Consider the following 19,204-nt stretch of genomic DNA (forward strand, 5'->3'; position numbering starts at 1 on the left):
ATCCTCATCAGGAGGCATCATGAACAAATTGCCACGCCTGGCGCTCAACGCCCTGGGACTGACTCTATCGCTGTCCGGCAGTGCGTTCGCGCAACTCGCTGCCGTCGACCCCGGCCCCTACACCTTTGCCACCGGCAAATTCCCGATGTGGTATCAGGACAACACACTGCTGTCGCTCGAACTGTGCCAGTCGCGGGCGACCAGTTCGCGGGTACCGAGCGCTCCTGGCGCGCCAACCTACATGTGCATCCTGAACCCGGAACCGGGGGTGTTCGATGACACCCAACCGATGGTGTTCCCGGATAACTGGCCACCGGAAGCGTTCTGGTACCTCGCCGAGACCAACATCGCCGATGTCGGCGGCTATGGTGTGGATGCCTACGTGGCCGGGATCGAAGCGGCTTTCGCTGCGGAAAACCCTGTCGACGGCGATCAGGCAAGCTTCGCGCGGATTCGTCTGCGGGTGAACGTGCCTGTTGCCGGGACCTACACCATCACCCACCCGTACGGCGTGGAAACGGTCAACGTCACCACACCGGGCCGTCGGGCGATCAACATCACTCGCGATATCGGTATCGGCGCGCCGGGCAACTTCAGCGGGGCACTCAATGGTCAGCTCGGGCCGTTCCTGCGCAGCGTCAACGGACCGTACGCCGAAGTGAACCCGGACACCGGTTCCACCGAGACTTACGTCGGCGATCCGAACCTTAGCGAAGCGGTCACCGGCAGCCCGTTCAACAACAACTTCCTGCGTGTGCAGGGGCCTGCCGGGACCATCCAGACCAACCTCTTTACCGTGTCCGGCAAAGTCCTCGACAACCGTGCGCAAACCCCTGTGGAAATTGGTCGCGCCACTTACCGCCGCACGTCTTCAGGCCCGGGCACCAGCAGTACCCGGGTAGAAGTGTTTGGTAAATCGACCAATGGCTCGAGCCTGTGCTTCCGCGAAACCGTGGCCCTTGTGCCCGGACCACCGCAAACGCCCTGCCTGACCAACATGCTCGGCGACAACAATGGCCAGTTCTTCGGCCATCGCCTGACGGGGACCACCGTGCCGGCAGTGGTGGTGCTCACCGCGACCAACCCGGCCGGTACCACCCGGCCGACGGCCGTCTCGAGCAAGGTCACCGACCTGGTGAAAATCCAGACCGCGCGCTACAGCTGGAGCAATCACAGCCTGCTGATCGAGGCCACCTCTACTGACGAAGTGGCGGTGCCGGATATGGTCGCCCAGGGTTACGGACGCCTGTCGAAAACCGGCACCCTGCAAAAACTCACCGTCGCCGATCTGACCCAGCCACCCGCCAGTGTCACCGTCAAATCCGCTTCCGGCGGCAGCGATACCGAGCTTGTCGTGGTGGTGGGTTCTGCACCGGATACTGGCGAGAACCAGGCGCCGCTCTCGGTCGCCGACACCGGCAGCACCAGTTTCGGCGTGCCACTGACGCTCAACCTGCTGGCCAACGACAGTGACCCCGACGGCAACACGCCGCTGAGCATCAGCGCGCTGACCCAACCGGCTGCCGGGCAAGGCACCGTGGCATTGAGCGGCACCACTTCGGTGGTCTACACCCCGCCAGCCGTCGTCACCACGCCGCTGACCACGACCTTCACTTACAAGGCTCAAGACGTCAAAGGCCTGGCCTCGACCACTGCGGCAACCGTGACCATCACCGTCGCGCCGAACCGGCCACCGGTGGCGGTTGCCGACAGCATCGCGACTCTGGGCGTGTCGATACCCATCAACGTGCTGGCCAACGACACCGATCCGGAAGGCAACGTACCGCTGGCCGTCGCCAGCCTGACCCAACCGGCAGCGGGTCGCGGCACCGTCACCACTGACGGCACCGTCATCACCTACAACCCTCCGGCCACAGTCACCACGGCCTTCACCACGACCTTCACCTACATCGCCAGGGACAGCTTCGGCGCCCTGTCGACACCGGCGACTGTCACGGTGCAAGTCTCGCCACGGCCTGCTGCGGAAACCTTCACAGTGACCACGGCGACGGTGTCGGCTCGCTCCAACAACCGCTTCACCTGGGACTTTGCGGGCACCTCATCGGTGATCACCGGCAACACCATCACCGTGCAGGTCACCACCCCGACCGGGCTGGTCACCTTGGGTACCACCACCGTACCGGTGACCGGTCGCTGGCGGTTGACGGTGAACAACAGCACCACGGTGGTCCCGTCGGCTAACCCGACAGCAACCATCCGCTCGTCCCAAGGCACCGTGCGCACCGTGACGGTCATCGCCAACTGAGCCCTCGCCCCACCCGCCGATCCGGTGGGTGGGGCCGGCCTCTTCCAACAGGACAACACCATGAAAACGCCGACCGCCGCCCTGCTCTGCCTGCTTCTGCTTTGCAGCAGTGCGGGCGTGCGCGCCGACGATTTGATGGACAACGACGACCTGGCCCCCAGCGCTGATCTCGGTGAACTGCCACCGCCGCTTGGCCAGCAAGCGCTGATCAACCAGCTCGGCCAGGCCAACGTCGCGTTGTTGCAACAGAACGGTCAGGGCTTGCTCGGACGGATCGTCCAGTCGGGCAGCAATCAGGAAGCCTACATCCTGCAACAGGGCAGCGACCTGATGGCACAGATCACCCAGCAAGGTTATGGCAACGACGCCTCGATCACGCAAAACGGCAGCCACAACCGCGCGCAGATTTCCCAGAACGGTAATAACAACGACGCCAGCATCGACCAGGCCGGCACGGGGCTTTCCAGCGCCGTGACCCAGTCCGGGAACGGCATGAGCGTTTCGGTCAAACAATATCGCTAAGCACTGCAATCACCTTGGAGGTTTCATCATGTTCAAATTGACGCCCCTCACCGCTGCCATCCTGGTCATTGTCAGTGCCCAGGCCTTGGCCGACGACAGCGTTTCCACCCAGACCCAACTCGGCACCGCCAACATTGCCGACGTGAAACAGACCGCGGCGCCGTTCAGCACCGCCACCCAACAGCAACTCGGCCAGGGTAACGATGCTGCGGCAGTACAAGACACTGCCACCGGCACCATCTCCCAGGACCAACTCGGCGACTACAACGCCGGTTACGCCGAGCAACTGTTCGAGAACGGCAGCACCATCACCCAGCAACAGGTCGGCAGCCTCAACATCAGCCATGCCAGCCAGTCGATTGGCATGGGCGAAAACCAGGCGCTGCAACAACAGCAAGGCAGCGGCAACTTCTCGTTCGTCTACCAGGACAGCCAGGAAGCCACTAAAGGCCAGACCTTGCAGTTCGGGGACAACAACGAAGCCAATATCGAGCAGATTCAACTGGGCGTCGGCAACAACGCGGTGATCATCCAGTACGGCAGCACCAACTACGCCACCGCCGAACAGATCGCCCACATGGGCGGCCAGATCAACCTCAACCAGGCCGGCGAAGGCAACTACGCCTACGGCGATCAGCGCGATGGCATCGGCGGCACCGTGACCGTCAATCAGTTCGGTGATTTCAACGCCACCGAAATCTGGCAAGGCGGACAAACCGCCAGCGAAGCCACCGTCAACCAATATGGGCAAACCAACGAAACCGTGGTCGACCAGAGCTTCGGCGAAAACAACAACGCCCAGGTGCTGCAAGTCGGCGACGTCAACGCCATCTATGCCGACCAGTTCGACTCCGTCGGCTCGGTCCTGGCGCTCTATCAGCAAGGCACCGGTAACGTGCACTTCACCTACCAGAGCGGCGACAGCCACGTGCTCAACGCCACCTCCGTGGGCAACGGCAACAAGGTCTACGCCAGCGACTGGAAAGGCCCGCAACTGGGCGGCCAGTTCGGCAGCAACCAACGCGCGACCGTCACCCAGGCCGGCAACGGCAACATTGCCAGCTTCAAACAGGATGGCGTCGGCCACATCATGACCACCAACCAGACCGGCACCGGCAACAAAACCACGGTCAGCCAGGCTGAAAACTACAACGAGCTGTACTTCGACCAGAACGGCAGCGACAACATCCTGATCGCCGACCAGCGCGGCACCACCAACCTGGCCCAGGGCTCTTCCAACGGTTCGGGGAACAGCACCGAATTCGACCAGTCCGGCACGGGTAACCAGGCGTTCACCACGCAGCTGTATGGCAGTGACAACCAGATCACCGTCAAGCAGGCTGACACGATGAACGTGGCGTATGTCACCCAGGGCGGTACGGGAAACATGGCCACTGTCGATCAGAGCGGGATGACACAAATGGCGACGGTGCAGCAGTTTGGCTCGGCTAACCAGGCGACTGTGCTCCAGCAATAATCGCGCAGCACAAAAAACCGCGACCCTTAACAGGTTCGCGGTTTTTTTATGGCATGAGCACAAGCCTTGCTCCTACAACGGATCGGCGGTGAACGCAGATTTTATGTACAACGCCCCACCCCGTAGGAGCAAAGCTTCTGATCGTTCCCACGCTCTGGGTGGGAATGCATCCCGTGACGCTCTGCGTCACATCCAAAGCGGAACGCGGAGCGTCCCTGGCGGCATTCCCACGCAGAGCGTGGGAACGATCGGGGGCAAAGCGCTGTGGCGTCGCGGTTTTTATGGTGTGAACAACAATCCTGCAGGAGCAAGGCTTGCCCGCGAAAAACGATGACGCGGTCCATCTGCCGACCACTGACTGTGGCGAGGGGGCTCGCCCCCGCTGGGCTGCGCAGTAGACCCAAACCCGGCAACCACACTGCCACTGACACACCACATTCTGATCGTTCCCACGCTCCGCGTGGGAATGCATCCCGTGACGCTCTGCGTCACATCCAAAGCGGAACGCGGAGCGTCCCTGGCGGCATTCCCACGCAGAGCGTGGGAACGATCGGGGCAAAGCGCTGTGGCGTCGCGGTTTTTATGGCGTGAACAACAATCCTGTAGGAGCAAGGCTTGCCCGCGAAAAACGATGACGCGGTCCATCTGCCGACCACTGACTGTGGCGAGGGGGCTCGCCCCCGCTGGTCTGCTAGCAGCCCCACCCCCGGCAACCACACTGCCACTGACACACCACATTCTGATCATTCCCACGCTCCGCGTGGGAATGCATCCCGTGACGCTCTGCGTCACATCCAAAGCGGAACGCAGAGCGTCCCTGGCGGCATTCCCACGCAGAGCGTGGGAACGATCGGGGGCAAAGCGCTGTGGCGCCGCGTTTTTTATGGCGTGAACACAATACTGCAGGAGCAAAGCGGCGAACTCCCACCCGCTCTTCACCACTCATTAGGCCGGGCGTTAGCTCGCCTGCCCTTGATCTTGCCCTACCCGCCCCTTCGGGAGGCTGAGTGGAGGTGTTCATCTGGGGGTGAGGCGCGTAGCGCCGTGCGGCGAAGCCGCACACATCGAGAGGAGGTCGAAGCGAAGCCGACCGGAGGCGATGCCCCCAGATGGACACCGGAACGAAGGAACGCCGAGCCTAGGCGAGGGGCCGGACGCCGGGGCGAGCCTTTTTGGGTACTTTTTTGGCGTTCGGTACGTGTCAACGTACCAGTCGCCGTTACCGCAGGAATGGATATGTACTCGGTCAGCAAGAACTGGGTCGGCTATTTGGCCGCCAAGGGCAGGATCAAAAGATCGCAGCCTTCGGCAGCTACAGAGGCAAGCGCCAGGGACTACTGGGTTATTCGCTCTCCGGATCCACCTTGTTCTGAGTCAGGTAGCGATTCAAGGTCTCATCCTGCACCGGCGTGGAGTTGTCCCCCGCCACTTGCCACAAATGCCGCTCGATCCCCTGGGCCAACAAATGCCCCACGGCCGATTCGATCGCCGACAACACACACAACTGCGCCGGCTCATTGGTGGTGTAACCCACCTCAGCCTCAAGCAATTTCTTGAACTCGATAAACTTGAACACCCCGGCACTGCGCCCGACGGAGTAAATGGTCTTGCTGGTCATGACGTTGGCCAACACCTGCCCGCTGCGCACATCCACCGCCCGCAGGTTCACCGAGACCTGGTCGACCCGATACTCCCGGGAGATATCGATCCCCAGGTACCGCGCCCCTTCCCCGCCACTGCGCACGTTGGTGTCGTAGGCGATGATGCCGCCTTCGAGCATCAAATTCGCCGCCTGCAACGGTGGAAGCTCACCCTGAATGTTCACCGGCGTATTCGCCTTTTTCTGCGAGGCGCGGATGATTTTGCGTTCAGTCAGCAGGTTCTGCAGCCCTTCGCGTTCCAGCACCACAAACCAGCCGCTGGCCTGCAACGCATCCATCAACATGCTCGCCGCGCCTTGGGTCACGCTGGTGGAAAACGAGCTGGCCGGGGTCGGTTTGTATTGCCCGGTCTGGTCGCGGAAGCCGTACACCACCGCCATCAAGCGGCCTTTGGGCCGTGGCATTTTCAGCAAGTCGTAGTAGGTCGACGCCCGTGGTGTGAGGGTCGGTGATTCGGTGTCCTGCTCGGCCGGCATGGTGTCGCGCAAGCTGCAACCCTGTAATGCCGCCAACATCAGCCCTAGCACAATTATATTTTTCATGTCCTTCACTCCCCGGTAGCCGAATCCCTTTCAAGGGTTGAGGCCGTTCACCTGAATTTCCGAAACTTCACCGCTCGCTCGGTCGGTCACTTCAATGCTCAGTGCGCCGGAGTCGTCGATGACGTTGACGATAAAACTGTCGGTGGACAGGCTCCCCGTGTTGCCCGTGGAGATGTTGTCCAGCAGTTGCCCGAGCAACCGCGATTGCAATTGACTGGTGAACCGCTCCAGTGCCGATGTGCCGGCAATCGCCGTGCGGTCTTTCAGGTCGGGGTCGTCGTAGTCGTTCTGCGCCTGGGCGTTGTTGAGCAGCCAGGTACCGTTCAACGGGTTGCCGCCGAACGACGGGTTGATCGGCGTGTAGACCAGCTCGGTAGCGTGGACCAGGCCGCAACTGCCCAGCCCGACAAGCCACAGTCCGGTGCGCTGTGAGAACGTTTTCTTGTTCATAATTCGTCCTTCTCCAGGTCGGTGGTGTCCTGCAATAACGTTTCCAGCTTGCGCTGGACGATTTGTCGGCGAACCCAGTCGGCGGCGTCGTACGCCTCGTCCTTGAGTTCCACGGTGTTCGGCGGCAGGAAGCGCCGGTAAACCAGGCGTTGCTGATATTCAACGGTCACCAGGCTGCCCCAACGGGCCGAGGGTCGTTCGCGCACCACCAGGTTGAAATCCATCGGGCTGGTGGCGCGCAGGCGTTCACTGAACGAGTAATAAAAGTCGTGGCCGATGTGCGAAATCGTGTCGTCAACGATGAAGCCCTTCATTTCGTCCTCCTCGTCGGCCGAGGCCAAGGGGGCGATCAATATCAGCAGCAACGCCAGGCAATATCTGTTCATGGCGTTAACGCCTGAGGGGTCATCGACTGAGGTTTGGGCCCGGACGCGCCATCGAGAAAGGCTTTCTCGGCCACGAACTGCCAATCCTTGTAGCTGGCCATGCCGACGAAATCCGACCATTGGCTGGGGAAATTCGTCTGTTTCAGCGGTGTGTCCGTCGAAGGGCTGTAGAGACCGGTGATGCGCCCGTCGAAACCGCGCATCAGTTGCCATTCGCCGCCGCCAATCGGGTCCGGGTAGAGCTGGCGCAGATGATGTTTGGGCGAGGGAAAACGCTCGTCCTGCAACAGGTCCGCCAGGTCTTTCGGGTACTGCGCCAACCCCGGCGAGCTGCGGTAATAGCTGCGCAGCGCCTGGGCGTATTGGGTACCGACCCACAGCAACTGGCGTTCACGATCACGCCGCGAAGCGGTGGACCACAACTCCCCGGCACTGGCCAGGCCCATGCCCATCAGCACGATCAGAAACAACACACCCAGGTAGGTGAACCCGCCCTCGCTGGCGGGGCTACCACTCGGAATAAAGGCTGCCATCACGCGCCCTCCCGGTAGCACCGCTTTTGATATCGGCCACCGCGCCCGGCACGCCGTCCGGCGGCCCGACCAGGACCCAGAGGTCCTTGCGTTCGGCAATCGGGTCCACCGGCGGATTGCGCAAGTAACGCTGTTCCACCAATTGCTCGATGGAATCGGGGTAGCGCCCGGTGTCGCCGTAGTAGTGATCCAGCGCCTCGCGCATCGCCGACAGGCTCTGGCGCAAGGTGGTTTCTTTCGAGACTTCCAGACTGGTGAAATAGCGAGGCAAGGCAATGGTCATCAGGGTCGCGATGATTGCCATGACCACCATCAATTCCAGCAGGGTAAAACCTTTTTCCCGGCGCATAGGTTCACCACTCGCGGTAGGCAATGCCGTTGAGGCCTTTGCCCCGGGCTTTGGAGTAGACGTCAAACACGTCTTCGCCTTCCCGTGGGTTTTGAGCCGTACTGTCGTAGGAGCGCACGCCCCAGCCACCTTCATCGTTACGCTTGACCGCCATCAACGGGTCATGGGGCACCCGGCGCAAAAAGTAGAACTTGGCACCCTTGGCACTGCGCACATCGCGCACGCCGTCCACCAGCACTTGCAGGTTCGGCGGGTAGCCGCTGCTGTTCAGCGACTTCTCGATGTAGCCGGCGTCGAAGGCGCGTTTGTAGGCGTCGATGGCGTCGCGGATCTGGTACAGCGCCGCGCGCATGTCCTGCTCCTTGCCCCGGCGCACCACGGTTTCGGTCAGGGGCGCGGCCATGCCGGCCAACAAGCCGATCAGGGCCAGCGTCACCACGACTTCAATCAAGGTAAAACCGCGTTGGGAGGCGTTCATGATCAAGGCTTCTCGACAACAACGTGGGCGGACGAGGCGACCGGTGTGGTCATGACTTCGGTGTGAACCGCCGTGTCCACGCCACGATCAGGTGCCTGGATGTGCATGCTGGTTTCGGTGCCGGTCTGGAACTCCATGTCCGACGGGCTCTGGTACGGCAGGTTGCGCACAATGCGCGGGGTGATCGACAACACCAGTTCCGACTTGCCGACGGTGTCCTTGTTGCTGCCGAACAAACGGCCCAGTCCAGGAATGTCGCCAAGGCCCGGAATCTTGTTGCCGGTGGCGCCATGGTCGTTGCGCATCAGGCCGGCGAGGATCTGTGTTTCGCCGTCATGCAAACGCAAGGTGGTCTGGGCGTTGCGGGTATCGACCTGCACCGGAATCGTGCCCTGGCGGGTCGGCTCCAGCGGCGTGGCGTTACTCACTTCCAGGGCGATCTTGATCGCCACTTCGTTGTTCAAATGCACGATCGGCTGCACTTCCAGCTTCAGACCAACGTCGAGGTAAGTAACGCTTTCAGTGATCACCGGCCCCTGAGTGGACGGCACCGACGTGGCGCTGATGATCGGCACGCGCTGACCAATGTGGATGCGCGCCTGTTCGCGGTTACTGACGCGAATCACCGGGCTGGCCAGGGTGTTGATGTCGTTGTCCTGGGCATTAATCTTGGCTTGCGGCGACGGCGAGATAGAGATCCGGCTGGAGTTGATGCCTTTCAGTTGATCGAGCAGCGTCACCGCCGAACCGTCACTGTTGACCACGCCGAAAGTGTTCGGCCATTGCAGGCCCAGGTCGAGAATCCGTTGGGTGGCGACTTCCATCACCTCCACTTCCAGAATCACTTCGGGATCGGACTGGTCTTGCGACTGCAAGAGTTTCTCGGCCATGCGCACTGCGTCTTCGGTGTCGCGCATGGTCAGGGTATTGAGGCGCTCATCGACGAACACGTCGCGGGTCTTGAGCATGGTCTTGATCATGTTCAGCGCGGTGTTGGCATCGACGCTGGTCAGGTAGAAGGTGCGCATCACCAGTTCCTGGTAATCCTTGACCTTCTGCGGCGAGTCCGGGTAGATCAGCAAGGTGTTTTCGTTGACGATTTTCTGGTGCAACTGGTTCTGTTGCAGCAGCAGTTCCACGGCGTCTTCGATGCGCACGTCACGCACGAAGATCGTGGCTTTCATGTCCGGGCGCAGGTCTTTGTCGAAGATGAAATTCAACCCGGCGACCTGTGACAGCACTTCGAAAATGGTCTTCAGGTTGGCGTCGCGAAACTCCAGGGTTACCGGCCGATCCAGACGCGTGCGCAGTTGCGGATAGGGAATCACGTTGCGGCTCTGCACCAGGCGAATATTGCCTTGCAGCTCCAGGGCGCCGTCATTTTTCGGGTCGAGTTCGAGGATCTGTTTGACCTGGCGATCAGCACCGTAGATGTCGCCCCTGCGCAGGTCGCCCCGGGCCAGTTCGAGTTTGTCGTCCTGGCTGCGCAGGTAATCGAGTTGGCGCAGGGAATCCTGGGCCCGGCGGTTGCTCGGTTCGATGGTCAGCACTCGACCGTAGGCCAGGCGTGCCGAAGGGAAATCCCGGCGCGCTCGATCGGTGTCACCCGCGGTCAGCAGCGCGGTAATCGCCTTGGCCCGACCGGTGTTCAGCAGCAGGTGCAATTCGGTGTCCCGAGGGTCTTCCCGCAGGCCTTCCTGGATGCGTGCCAACCCGGCTTCGTACTGACCTTGTTCGATCAGGTCGGACGCTTCTTTGTTAGCGACCTGCGCGGAACTGCACGCGGCCAGCGCTGTGCTCAGGCACAGGCTCATCAGCAAACGGGATCTGTTCATTGCGTGCTCCCCACAGACAAAGTCTGGGCCAAATGCAGAGGCAGGTAGACCAGGCTCAATTCCACTTCGGAAATGCCCTCGATCCGCCAGGTGTCGTCGATCACATCCCCTTTGCGCACGACGTATATTTTTTCGCCGCTCTGCAAAAACACTTGCAGGTCGGAACGGTCATGGAGCTTGCCGACGAACTGGAACGGCATCGGCGGTGCACTGGGGATCTGCACCTCCGGGGTCAGGTTGACGGGTTGTTCGGTGACGCTGGCCAGTTGCGGCGCCGCCTTCCAGCTGCGGGCGGCGAACAGGTCCCCGGATGGGCTCAAGTCCTTGATCGGCGCCGCTTTGACGCTGGCCGTCACGGCTGTTTTTTTGCTTTTGGCGGGTGTGGCCACGGTGGCGACGTTGAGCTCGCCGTCCTCCGGTTGCTGCAAGAACTCGGGCAACCAGGCCAGCGCCGCCGCCACGCCGAAGAACGCCACCCACCCTGCTACGCGCTTGGTATTCATCACGACCTCGACAAGTAAAGGGTCATGCGGATCCGCCCGGTGAGGTCGGTGTCGGCGATCTTCTTGCGCTGGAACTCGACGTCCTCCACCACCACCGCCGGCAACTGGCCGAGCAAGGCGTGCAGGAAGCGCCGCAGTTGCGGATAGCTGCCCCGCACCGGCAGCAGAATCTGATAACGGGCCAGATGAGTCTTGGGGTCGATGCCCAGCGAGTATTCGCCCCGGGCCAAGGTGATGTGTTCCAAAGCGGCCAGGGCGTAGATCTTGTCGATGGCCACCGTGGCTTGCGGCTGCGACGGCAGCTTGCTACGGAAGTCGTCGAGCTGGCGTTGCGGCACCACCGGTGGCGCGATGCTGCCGTCTTCGACCTTGGCCAGGTACTCGCCGGCTTCGCGGGTTTGCTGGCTGAGGGTTTGCAGCGACTGCCAGTCCGGCAGCAACCCGCCGAGGCTAAACACCAGCGCCAGAGTCACCAGCGCTATCCCGGCCAGCCCAGGAATGCCCAGGCCTTGCAGGTATTCGTGAACGATCAGTCTAGGGATTTGCATCGCCAATCTCCCAAGTCGCCGACAGGTTGAATTGCACCGGGTGTTCCGGCACGTTGGCGACGATTTCGTGGCTGAGCAGGGACACGTCCGACAGCTCGTCGCTGGCTTCCAGACGCTGGTGAAACTCGAGCATGGTTTCCAGATCCCGCGCCTCGGCGCTGATTCGCACCTGGCCCTTGCGTGCATCCGGGGTCAGGGTCAGCAAGGCAATGTCGTCGCGCGGCATGGCTTCGAGCATGGCGAACAGGCGTTCCCAGGGCCGCCGCAGTTGCTGCGAGACCTTGCGCATCTCGGCGAGGTTTTGCGCTTGTTCGCGGGTCTCGGCCGGGGTCAGGCCGACTTTGCCGCCGCTGTCACCAGTGAGTTCGCGTTGCGCGTGTTGCAAGTGGCCTTGTTGTTGCGAGGATTGCTGGTCGAGGTGCTGCTGGCCGAAAAAGCACGCCAGGGTCAGCGCCACACCGGCGGTCAACAGGCTCCAGCCCAGGGGACCGGAGCGGCGACGTGGCTGGAAGTCGAGGGTCAGGGCGCGCATGTCAGGCCACCGCCCGGGACATCACGTACAGGCAATCCCGTACGCTGGTCCGGTCCTCTTCGAGGGTTCTGAGGAGCACGCCGGGTACGTCAGGTTGCGAGTCTAGGCGTGCCGGGGCATGCAGGTAGACAGTCAGCGGCCGTTCACTGCTGGAGGCCTGCAACTGGTTTTCCCGACCAATCAGCGCAATGAGCGCGGCATCGCTGTCGCTGCTGCCGACCGAGCGTACCGAGGTCCAGCGCCCTTCCCTTGCCAGCAGCAACACACTGCGCACCGGTTCGGCGACCACGAACAGGAAGTCCCCGGCATCGAAGCTTTGGTCGAAGTGGTTGAACGCCGCCATCAGGTACGGCTGCACCGAACGCAGGCGCAAGCCGCGACCGCTGACCAGTGCGCGCAAGCGTTCCAGCAAGTCCTGGGGCAAGGCCGCGGCGATGCGGTCGTAGCCGGCCGGTTCTGCCGACAGCACCAGGCTCCAGGGTTGGCTCGGTACGCCGTAAAGGTCTTCGAAGCACAGTTGGGCAAAACCGAGCAATTCGCCGGGGCTGCTGATCTGGTCGCTCCACGGCACCAGGCAAAAGCGGCTGAAGTGGCCGGAGACCACCACGCTCAACTCGGCACCGGCGCGAGTATGTTCGCCGAGCAGACGGTCGAGGGTTTCCAGGGCGACGGCCCAGGCGTGGAAGCCTTCATCGATAAACCCGACGCTGCCCAGCCAGCGGGTGTCGCTGCCCTGGCGCTGACCGAGGCCGACGCCACTGGCGCCGAGCACGGCGACATAACGATCACGAGACAAAAGTGACACGATTGATCTCCTCGAGCGTAGTACGCCCCGCTTGCACCAGTTCCAGCGCCGACTCGCGCAACAAGCGCAAGCCACGTTTGCAGGCGTGGGCCTTGATTTTCGAAACAGGTTGGCGCTCGACGATCATCTGCCGCAGCTCGTCGTCGAGGTGCAGCAGTTCGGCAATCGCCGTGCGCCCGCGGTAACCGGTGCCCCGGCAATGGCCGCAGCCCTTGCCGTGGACGAAGTGGTAATGAGCGACGTGTTGCGGGTCGAGCCCGGACAGTTGCAGCTCTTCCTCGCTCGGCTGGTGCGGTGCGCTGCAACTGGCGCACACCAGGCGAATCAGGCGCTGAGCGAGCACCGCGTTGAGCGCCGAAACCAGGCTGTAGGGGTCGATTTCCATCTGCGTGAAGCGGCCGATCACATCGAACACGTTGTTGGCGTGAATGGTGGTGAACACCAGGTGCCCGGTGAGGGCCGATTGCACGGCGATCTGCGCGGTGTCCGGATCACGGATTTCACCGACCATGATCTTGTCCGGGTCGTGGCGCAGGATCGAGCGCAAGCCACGGGCGAAGGTCAGGCCTTTTTTCTCATTGACCGGGATTTGCAGCACGCCCGGCAGTTGATATTCCACCGGATCTTCAATGGTGATGATCTTGTCCACGCCGTGGTTGATCTCGGTGATCATCGCGTAGAGGGTGGTGGTCTTGCCGCTGCCCGTCGGGCCGGTCACCAGCACCATGCCGTAGGGTTCGGCAGCCAGGCGGCGCAGTTGTTTGAGGGTTTCTTCTTCAAAGCCCAGGGCCTGCAACTGCACGCCGCTGACTTTGTCGGCGAGGTCCTGTTTGTCGAGCACCCGCAGCACGGCGTCTTCACCGAAAATGCTCGGCATGATCGACACCCGGAAGTCGATCTGCCGGCCGCTGATACCGATTTTGAAGCGACCGTCCTGGGGCACGCGTTTTTCGCCGATGTCCAGTTCGGCCATGACCTTGACTCGGGAAATGACCTGCTCGGCGAACTCGTTGCCCTGGATCTTGCTGATGTTGTTGAGCACGCCATCGATGCGGTACTTGATCACCAAACCGCTGCCGGTGGTGCCCAAGTGGATGTCGCTGGCGTGCATTTTCAGCGCGTCGTAGAGCGTCGAGTTGACCAGTTTGACGACGACGCTCGCGTCTTCGCTGATGCTGGTCAGGGACAGGCTTTGCAGGTTGTCGATCTCGACGCCGGCATCGGCCTGGGCGTTGAGCGATTCCACGGCGTGGAAGCTTTCTTCGTGACGGGCCAGGTAGGCTTTCAAGTCGTCGGCATGCACCAGGTAGAGCGGCGCGCCGTGCAGGCAATCGTCGATCCAGGCCAGGCGCGCGGTGTCGAACGGGTCGGCAAACACACCGATCACCGCGTCGTCATGGCGCAGCAGGATGAATTCACGCTTGAGGCATTGGGCCAGGGTTACCCGGTCGAATACCGGGGTGGCGCGAAACAGCGTGTCGGTGTCGAGCACCGGGTAATGCAGGGTGGCGCCGAGGCGGTGGATGAAAGGCATGGCAGCCAGTTCGCACAACACCCCGAGGGCGTCGAGGACCCGTTCGCCGGAGCTGGCGGCTCGCAAGCGTGCCTGGGTTAATTGCTCACTGGAAAAGCATGAAGGTACAGCGTCCAACGGTGCCGGTTCGACGGCCAGTGATAGACGTTCCATGGCTTGCTCTCCAACGCCGGGGGCTTAGAGCCCTGTCGGCGCGGCAGGCCATTGCGGCGGGAGCCGGAACGTCGTGTCGCGCCATTACTCCCCGGTGAGCAATTGTTCGTCGTCCGGCGCCAGCGAGGCCGATGTTCGTCGGCGATCCGCCAGCACCCAACTGCCGTCGTACAACTGCAGCGGGAAGCTCTCAGTCCTGCTCTGGCGTCGTTCGACAAAACCTTCGGAGGTGCTCACGCCCGTTTTGGCTTCGCGCTCCATCCCCAGAAGGTCGCAGACTGCACGGGCCAATTCCGCCAATGGAAAAGGTTTGAACAGGATATGGCTGACACCTAGCTGTCGGGCCCGCTCACAGACTTCAGCGGTTGGGTGCCCGGTAATCAGCACAAAATGACAATTCCTGTTCTGGCGGACGGCATCGAGCACCTGAAAGCCTTCCATATCCGGCAAGCGGTAATCGAACACCATCACATCGGGTGCAAAACGTTCGGCTTCGCCGATTGCCATGGCACCGTCGTGAGCTATCCGGACTTCCAACGCCTGCGCCTGAAGGTAATCCTTGAGGTTTTCGGCAAGCAGTTGTTCGTCTTCGACAACCAGTACTTTGTTTAACAAGGTCGACTCCTTGAAACCGCAGGTCCGAGTACCGAGCCTGGTGGAGTGTGTGCCTTACAAGGGCTAACGCACACTTCATGCCAGGCCGAGCGCCGGTATTTTTATCGCTTCATGTCCTTGAATTTGAAGACAATGCCATGTCGTCCAGAATCCCCTCCCCCCAAAGACGGGGAAGCGCATGGATTGGCACTGAAGCTTTTCCCCAGTATTGGGGGGAACGTTCAATCATCGTCAATCCGCTCGATTCGATTGCTGGAACGCAGTTGCGCCAGAACGTCTCGACGAGCCTGGGCCTTTTGCTGTCGGGCAAGGTACACCCGAACCGTTGCAAGCCCCTGCTCCTCTGTGACATCTGCCGCCTCCTGGTGGTTCTGTAAATAGATCAAATGCCAGCCGACCGGCGTACGCACCAGTTCACTGACCTGCCCCGGCTTCAGGGCGAACGCCGCCGCTTCGAATTCCGCCATCATGCGCCCGCGCGCGAAATAGCCCAAGTCCCCGCCTGCGCTGGCCGAAGCGTCTTCGGAACCGCTGCGGGCGACGCTGGCGAAGTCTGCGCCTTGGGCGATTTGCACACGCATCTCTTCTAAGCGTAGTCGCGCGGCTTCGACTGTGGCGGCATCGGCGTTTGGCGCGACTTTGACCAGGATGTGCCGTGCCTGGATTTCTTCGGGGCGGCTCATCTCGGCGCGGTGCTCGGCAAAGAACGCCCGGACCTGTTGTTCATCCGGCTCGGCAGCTTGCGTAAGGTCAGCGAACACCTGCTGCGCCGCCAGTTCGCGGCGGGTGTACTCAGTGAAACTGGCCTCGTCAAAACCGGCGTCCTGCAACCGGCGGGTAAACACTTCGGCACCGCCCATGCCCTGGCGAGTCTGCTCGACCTGGCTTTGCACCGTGGCGTCACTGATCTGCACCCCGCGCTTGAGCGCTTCCTGCCACAGCAACTCCTTGTCGATCAGCGCATCGAGGGCGGCCTGGCGCAGTTGCTTGTAAGCCTTGGGATTGCGAATGCTGGCCACCGCCCGGCCCTGGTCTTCCAGGTACTCGGCGAAATAGCGCTCCAGGCGAAATTCGGAAATCTCCTCGCCATTGACCCGCGCAGCAGCCGGGCCGTTATTGCTGTAGGCCATGGGCACCCAGAGGATCAGTAGCAACAGTAGTGTCTTCATGATCGAAGCCTCCGTTCAGGGGGTGGCGGCAATGGGTTTGTAGGGGGCGACCAGATAGAAGCGCTGGTCGGGCAGGTCCACGGTGACGATATGCGCGCCGCTCAGGCCCAGGCGCCGGCCGGGGCCGAAGCTGATCAGCGGGGTCAACCCGGTCGCGAAGTCGTGCAGGCCTTCGAGGGCGCTGATGAGCTTTTCGCGGCTGGCATCGCGCCCGGCCTGTTTCATGCCTTCGCTGAACAGCAGCATCGAACTGAAGGCGCCCACTTGCAGCACCGCATGTTCGCCGCCGAGGCCTTGATGCTCGCGCAGCATCGTCAACGCCGTGCGTCCGGATGCCGTCCAGTCGCTGGGCACGAAGGGATAGGCGAGGAACACCCGCCGGGAAAACCCGCTGGGCACCTGCAGCAAATCCCCCGCCACCTGATTCGACGCGGCGAACAGGTAAGGCAACTGCCCCGCCGTTTGCAAGCGCTCGGCCAGGCGACTGAAGCCACCGCCGGTGCCCAGGTAAAACACCGAGCGCGAGCCCAGTGGCCATTCGTCCTGGGCCGAGTCGTAGGCTTGCAGCCGTACGTCCTGCCAGGCGTGATCCTGCAAATATTGCCCGAGGTTCTGCGCCGCCAGCCGTTGGCCGGGGTCATCCGGGTAAGCGATCAGCGTCGGCCCCTGGCGCACCCGCAAATTGTCGGTGGCGTAGTCGGCCAGGGCGATCAGTTGCTCGCGCAAACCGGGTAGCGGTTCGAAAATCTGCCGACTGGTCCGGGTCGTGCCTTGCAGCGACAGCGGGCCGATCAGCGGCACACCGGCCCGCTCCAGACGCGCGGCCAGTTCTGCGTCCAGCGCCGGGGCCAACGGCGCGATCAGGGCAAACACCTGCTCCTGCTCGATCAGTTGGTCGAGCGCCTGCTCGGCGCTGGCGCGGTCCGGGCCGGGATCGAGAATGGTCAGGCGCAGCGTCCGGCCATGAATCCCACCCGTCTCGTTGATCCGCGCCACGCTGCCCTTGAGCACCGCCGCCACGGTCGCGCCCTCATCGCTCAAGGGTCCCTGGCTCGGCAACAACGTACCGAGGTGCAAACTGTCAGCGTCCAGCCCCGGATCACGGTCATCGGCCAGGCGCTTGAGGTAGGCGCTGAGGTCACGTTGATCCTTCATCGACAGTACGAACCGCGGCATGGCCGGGTCGAGCCGATTATTGGCGGGGTCACGCCCCTCCTGGATCGCCCGGGCCAGACTGCCCTCGGTGTAGGCCGGGTAACTGCGGCCATTGACCTGTTGCTGGCCATAAATGCTGCTGAGCCGCGACCAGTTCAGGTCCGGCGGCCGCACCCCGCCCTCCGCCCGGCCCTGGCCGTCAGCACCGTGGCAATTGGCGCACGGCAGGCTGCTGGCCGGCAGCACAATGTCCGCCGCGCCGACCCGCGCCATCACCGGCTCGCCGCTGCCCGACAACCCTTCGCGGTACAAGCGTTTGCCCGCGCTTTCACTGGGGGTCAGCGGCAACGCGCTGACGCTCAGGCTGAAACTGGCGAGAAGGATCAGGAGGGCAACTTTCATGGCCCGGACTCAGCGACCGGCCACGGGCATTGTCAGCAACTGCAAGCGCTGGGCAATGGCGGCGGCTGGGGCATCGGGACGGATTTTGCTCCAGCGTTTGTTGGCCACGTCACCGACGATCAGTTGCGTGGAATGCTGCTCGGGGGTCGGCACGATCTGGCCGATGCGCCCCAATACCAGGTCCATTTGTGCTTTATCGCCGGTTAAAAAAAGCCAGTGCGGGCCATCGACGCCCTGTTTCAAGGTGTAAGCCTTGAGGACCGCCGGGGTGTCCCGCAGCGGATCACTGGTAAGGGAAATGAAGGTGATGCCGTCAGCCTTGTCGCCCAACACTTCGCGCACTTCCTTGAGCTTGCGGGTGATCAGCGGGCAGGCATCGTTGCAACTGGTGAAAATCACGTTAAGCAGCACCACGCGGTTTTGCAGGGCATCGCTGTAGAAACGCAGGGTGTTGCCGTTCTGGTCTTGCAACGGCGTGTCAGTGAACCAGGTCTTGGCATCGCGGGTGCCGGTTGCCGGCGGTGCGGTGGCGACCGTTGGCGTCGGTTCTTCATGCCTTTCGTGGGAAAACGCTAAAAAGCTGATGACGCAAAAGCACATCGTCAGGAAGATCAAGATCAGGGCTTTCATGGCTGAGTCTCCATGGCAATCGCGGTGTGTTTGGCATGGGCATTGCGCTGGCCGCTGAGTTTTTCCACTTCACGGGTCAGCACGGTCGGGTCGGTGAAGCCGTAGTAGCGGGTCCAGTGGCGGCTGTTGCCGTCGCCGACCATGATCAGCGGCGCATGGTTCTTGAAGTCGCCGCTGAAGGTGCCGAGACCCTTGAGGGTTTCGGTCACCGATTGCGGGGTGCCGGTGAGCCAGCTCCAGCCCGGGCCGTTCTGGAAACTGCGGGCGTAGTCGTTCAGGCGTTTGGGGTCATCGCGCTGCGGGTCGATGCTGATCGACACCAGTTGCACTTCCTTGCCGACCCGGGCGCCGAGTTGCTTTTGCACCTTGCCCATGATCGACGACACCACCGGGCACACCGTGGTGCAACTGGTGTAGATGAAGCCCATGACCACAATCTTGTTGGTCACCAGGTCTTTTTCCAGGCGTACCGGCTTGCCGTTCTGGTCCACCAGCGCGACGTCGGCGAATTTCACCTGGGCGCTTTCCTGAGTCTTGGCCGGCGGCGCGTTGTGCCCGGCGTGTTCATCCGCCGAGTGCGCCAGGGCCTGGCCGATGCCGGTGGCCAACAGGCAGAACGTCAACAAGCCACGGTATGCGAATCGGTTCATATCGCTTTC

Annotated in this window: 20 protein-coding genes; 3 read left to right on the forward strand and 17 right to left on the reverse strand. The window is 62.3% G+C overall.

All coding sequences use genetic code 11. The annotated features are described in order from the left end of the window. Positions 1-19 precede the first annotated feature (19 nt). The 3 genes from HKK52_RS08525 to HKK52_RS08535 are packed head-to-tail and all read left to right on the forward strand — an operon-like array spanning position 20 to position 4,265. On the forward strand, positions 20-2,266 hold the full coding sequence (locus HKK52_RS08525; RefSeq protein WP_169370447.1) for an Ig-like domain-containing protein: 2,247 nt from the start codon (positions 20-22) through the stop codon (positions 2,264-2,266). Positions 2,267-2,326: 60 nt separating this feature from the next. Next, positions 2,327-2,788, forward strand: a complete 462-nt coding sequence (locus HKK52_RS08530) for a curlin (RefSeq protein WP_169370448.1) — start codon at positions 2,327-2,329, stop codon at positions 2,786-2,788. Positions 2,789-2,816: 28 nt separating this feature from the next. Continuing rightward, positions 2,817-4,265: a curlin gene (locus HKK52_RS08535; protein ID WP_169370449.1), complete on the forward strand. Its 1,449-nt coding sequence runs from the start codon at positions 2,817-2,819 to the stop codon at positions 4,263-4,265. 1,342 nt (positions 4,266-5,607) lie between these two features. Here the strand turns inward: HKK52_RS08535 and HKK52_RS08540 are convergent. The 17 genes from HKK52_RS08540 to HKK52_RS08620 form a co-directional block, all read right to left on the reverse strand. Continuing rightward, complete coding sequence (locus HKK52_RS08540; RefSeq protein WP_169370450.1) at positions 5,608-6,468, reverse strand: CsgG/HfaB family protein; 861 nt, start codon at positions 6,466-6,468, stop codon at positions 5,608-5,610. Between the two features lie 30 nt (positions 6,469-6,498). Continuing rightward, positions 6,499-6,918, reverse strand: coding sequence for a curli assembly protein CsgF (locus HKK52_RS08545; protein WP_169370451.1), 420 nt, complete (start codon positions 6,916-6,918; stop codon positions 6,499-6,501). Next, the gene (gene csgE / locus HKK52_RS08550; RefSeq protein ID WP_169370452.1) at positions 6,915-7,304 is read right to left on the reverse strand and encodes a curli production assembly/transport protein CsgE; all 390 of its coding nucleotides are present in this window, start codon (positions 7,302-7,304) and stop codon (positions 6,915-6,917) included. The genes HKK52_RS08545 and csgE overlap by 4 nt, the downstream gene beginning before the upstream one ends. Next, positions 7,301-7,837 carry a type II secretion system protein gene (locus tag HKK52_RS08555; protein ID WP_169370453.1) on the reverse strand — a complete coding sequence of 179 codons (537 nt, stop codon included), beginning with the start codon at positions 7,835-7,837 and terminating at the stop codon, positions 7,301-7,303. The genes csgE and HKK52_RS08555 overlap by 4 nt, the downstream gene beginning before the upstream one ends. After that, on the reverse strand, positions 7,812-8,186 hold the full coding sequence (locus HKK52_RS08560; protein ID WP_169370454.1) for a type II secretion system protein: 375 nt from the start codon (positions 8,184-8,186) through the stop codon (positions 7,812-7,814). The genes HKK52_RS08555 and HKK52_RS08560 overlap by 26 nt, the downstream gene beginning before the upstream one ends. 4 nt (positions 8,187-8,190) lie before the next feature. After that, positions 8,191-8,664 (reverse strand): type II secretion system protein, encoded by a 474-nt coding sequence (locus tag HKK52_RS08565; protein ID WP_169370455.1) that lies wholly within the window; start codon positions 8,662-8,664, stop codon positions 8,191-8,193. A gap of 2 nt (positions 8,665-8,666) precedes the next feature. Further along, entirely contained in the window at positions 8,667-10,499 is a 1,833-nt protein-coding gene (locus tag HKK52_RS08570) for a secretin N-terminal domain-containing protein (protein ID WP_169370456.1), read from the reverse strand. Beyond that, positions 10,496-11,002: a hypothetical protein gene (locus HKK52_RS08575; RefSeq protein WP_169370457.1), complete on the reverse strand. Its 507-nt coding sequence runs from the start codon at positions 11,000-11,002 to the stop codon at positions 10,496-10,498. Before HKK52_RS08575 ends, HKK52_RS08570 begins: the two co-directional genes overlap by 4 nt. After that, entirely contained in the window at positions 11,002-11,550 is a 549-nt protein-coding gene (locus HKK52_RS08580; RefSeq protein WP_169370458.1) for a GspMb/PilO family protein, read from the reverse strand. Before HKK52_RS08580 ends, HKK52_RS08575 begins: the two co-directional genes overlap by 1 nt. Continuing rightward, positions 11,537-12,082 (reverse strand): PilN domain-containing protein, encoded by a 546-nt coding sequence (locus HKK52_RS08585; RefSeq protein ID WP_169370459.1) that lies wholly within the window; start codon positions 12,080-12,082, stop codon positions 11,537-11,539. The genes HKK52_RS08580 and HKK52_RS08585 overlap by 14 nt, the downstream gene beginning before the upstream one ends. A gap of 1 nt (position 12,083) precedes the next feature. After that, on the reverse strand, positions 12,084-12,887 hold the full coding sequence (locus HKK52_RS08590; RefSeq protein WP_169370460.1) for a hypothetical protein: 804 nt from the start codon (positions 12,885-12,887) through the stop codon (positions 12,084-12,086). Further along, positions 12,868-14,574 (reverse strand): GspE/PulE family protein, encoded by a 1,707-nt coding sequence (locus tag HKK52_RS08595; RefSeq protein ID WP_169370461.1) that lies wholly within the window; start codon positions 14,572-14,574, stop codon positions 12,868-12,870. The genes HKK52_RS08590 and HKK52_RS08595 overlap by 20 nt, the downstream gene beginning before the upstream one ends. 84 nt (positions 14,575-14,658) lie before the next feature. After that, positions 14,659-15,189: a response regulator gene (locus HKK52_RS08600; RefSeq protein WP_169370462.1), complete on the reverse strand. Its 531-nt coding sequence runs from the start codon at positions 15,187-15,189 to the stop codon at positions 14,659-14,661. Positions 15,190-15,410: 221 nt separating this feature from the next. Then, a complete protein-coding gene (locus HKK52_RS08605; RefSeq protein WP_169370463.1) occupies positions 15,411-16,358 on the reverse strand; it encodes a peptidylprolyl isomerase in 948 nt (315 codons plus the stop codon). Between the two features lie 15 nt (positions 16,359-16,373). Further along, positions 16,374-17,915, reverse strand: coding sequence for a cytochrome c/ABC transporter substrate-binding protein (locus HKK52_RS08610; RefSeq protein WP_169370464.1), 1,542 nt, complete (start codon positions 17,913-17,915; stop codon positions 16,374-16,376). A 9-nt stretch (positions 17,916-17,924) separates the two neighbouring features. Then, entirely contained in the window at positions 17,925-18,545 is a 621-nt protein-coding gene (locus HKK52_RS08615; protein ID WP_169370465.1) for an SCO family protein, read from the reverse strand. Then, a complete protein-coding gene (locus tag HKK52_RS08620) occupies positions 18,542-19,195 on the reverse strand; it encodes an SCO family protein (protein WP_169370466.1) in 654 nt (217 codons plus the stop codon). Before HKK52_RS08620 ends, HKK52_RS08615 begins: the two co-directional genes overlap by 4 nt. Between the last annotated feature and the right edge of the window lie 9 nt (positions 19,196-19,204).

This window comes from Pseudomonas sp. ADAK2, assembly GCF_012935755.1.
Classification (GTDB): Bacteria; Pseudomonadota; Gammaproteobacteria; order Pseudomonadales; family Pseudomonadaceae; genus Aquipseudomonas.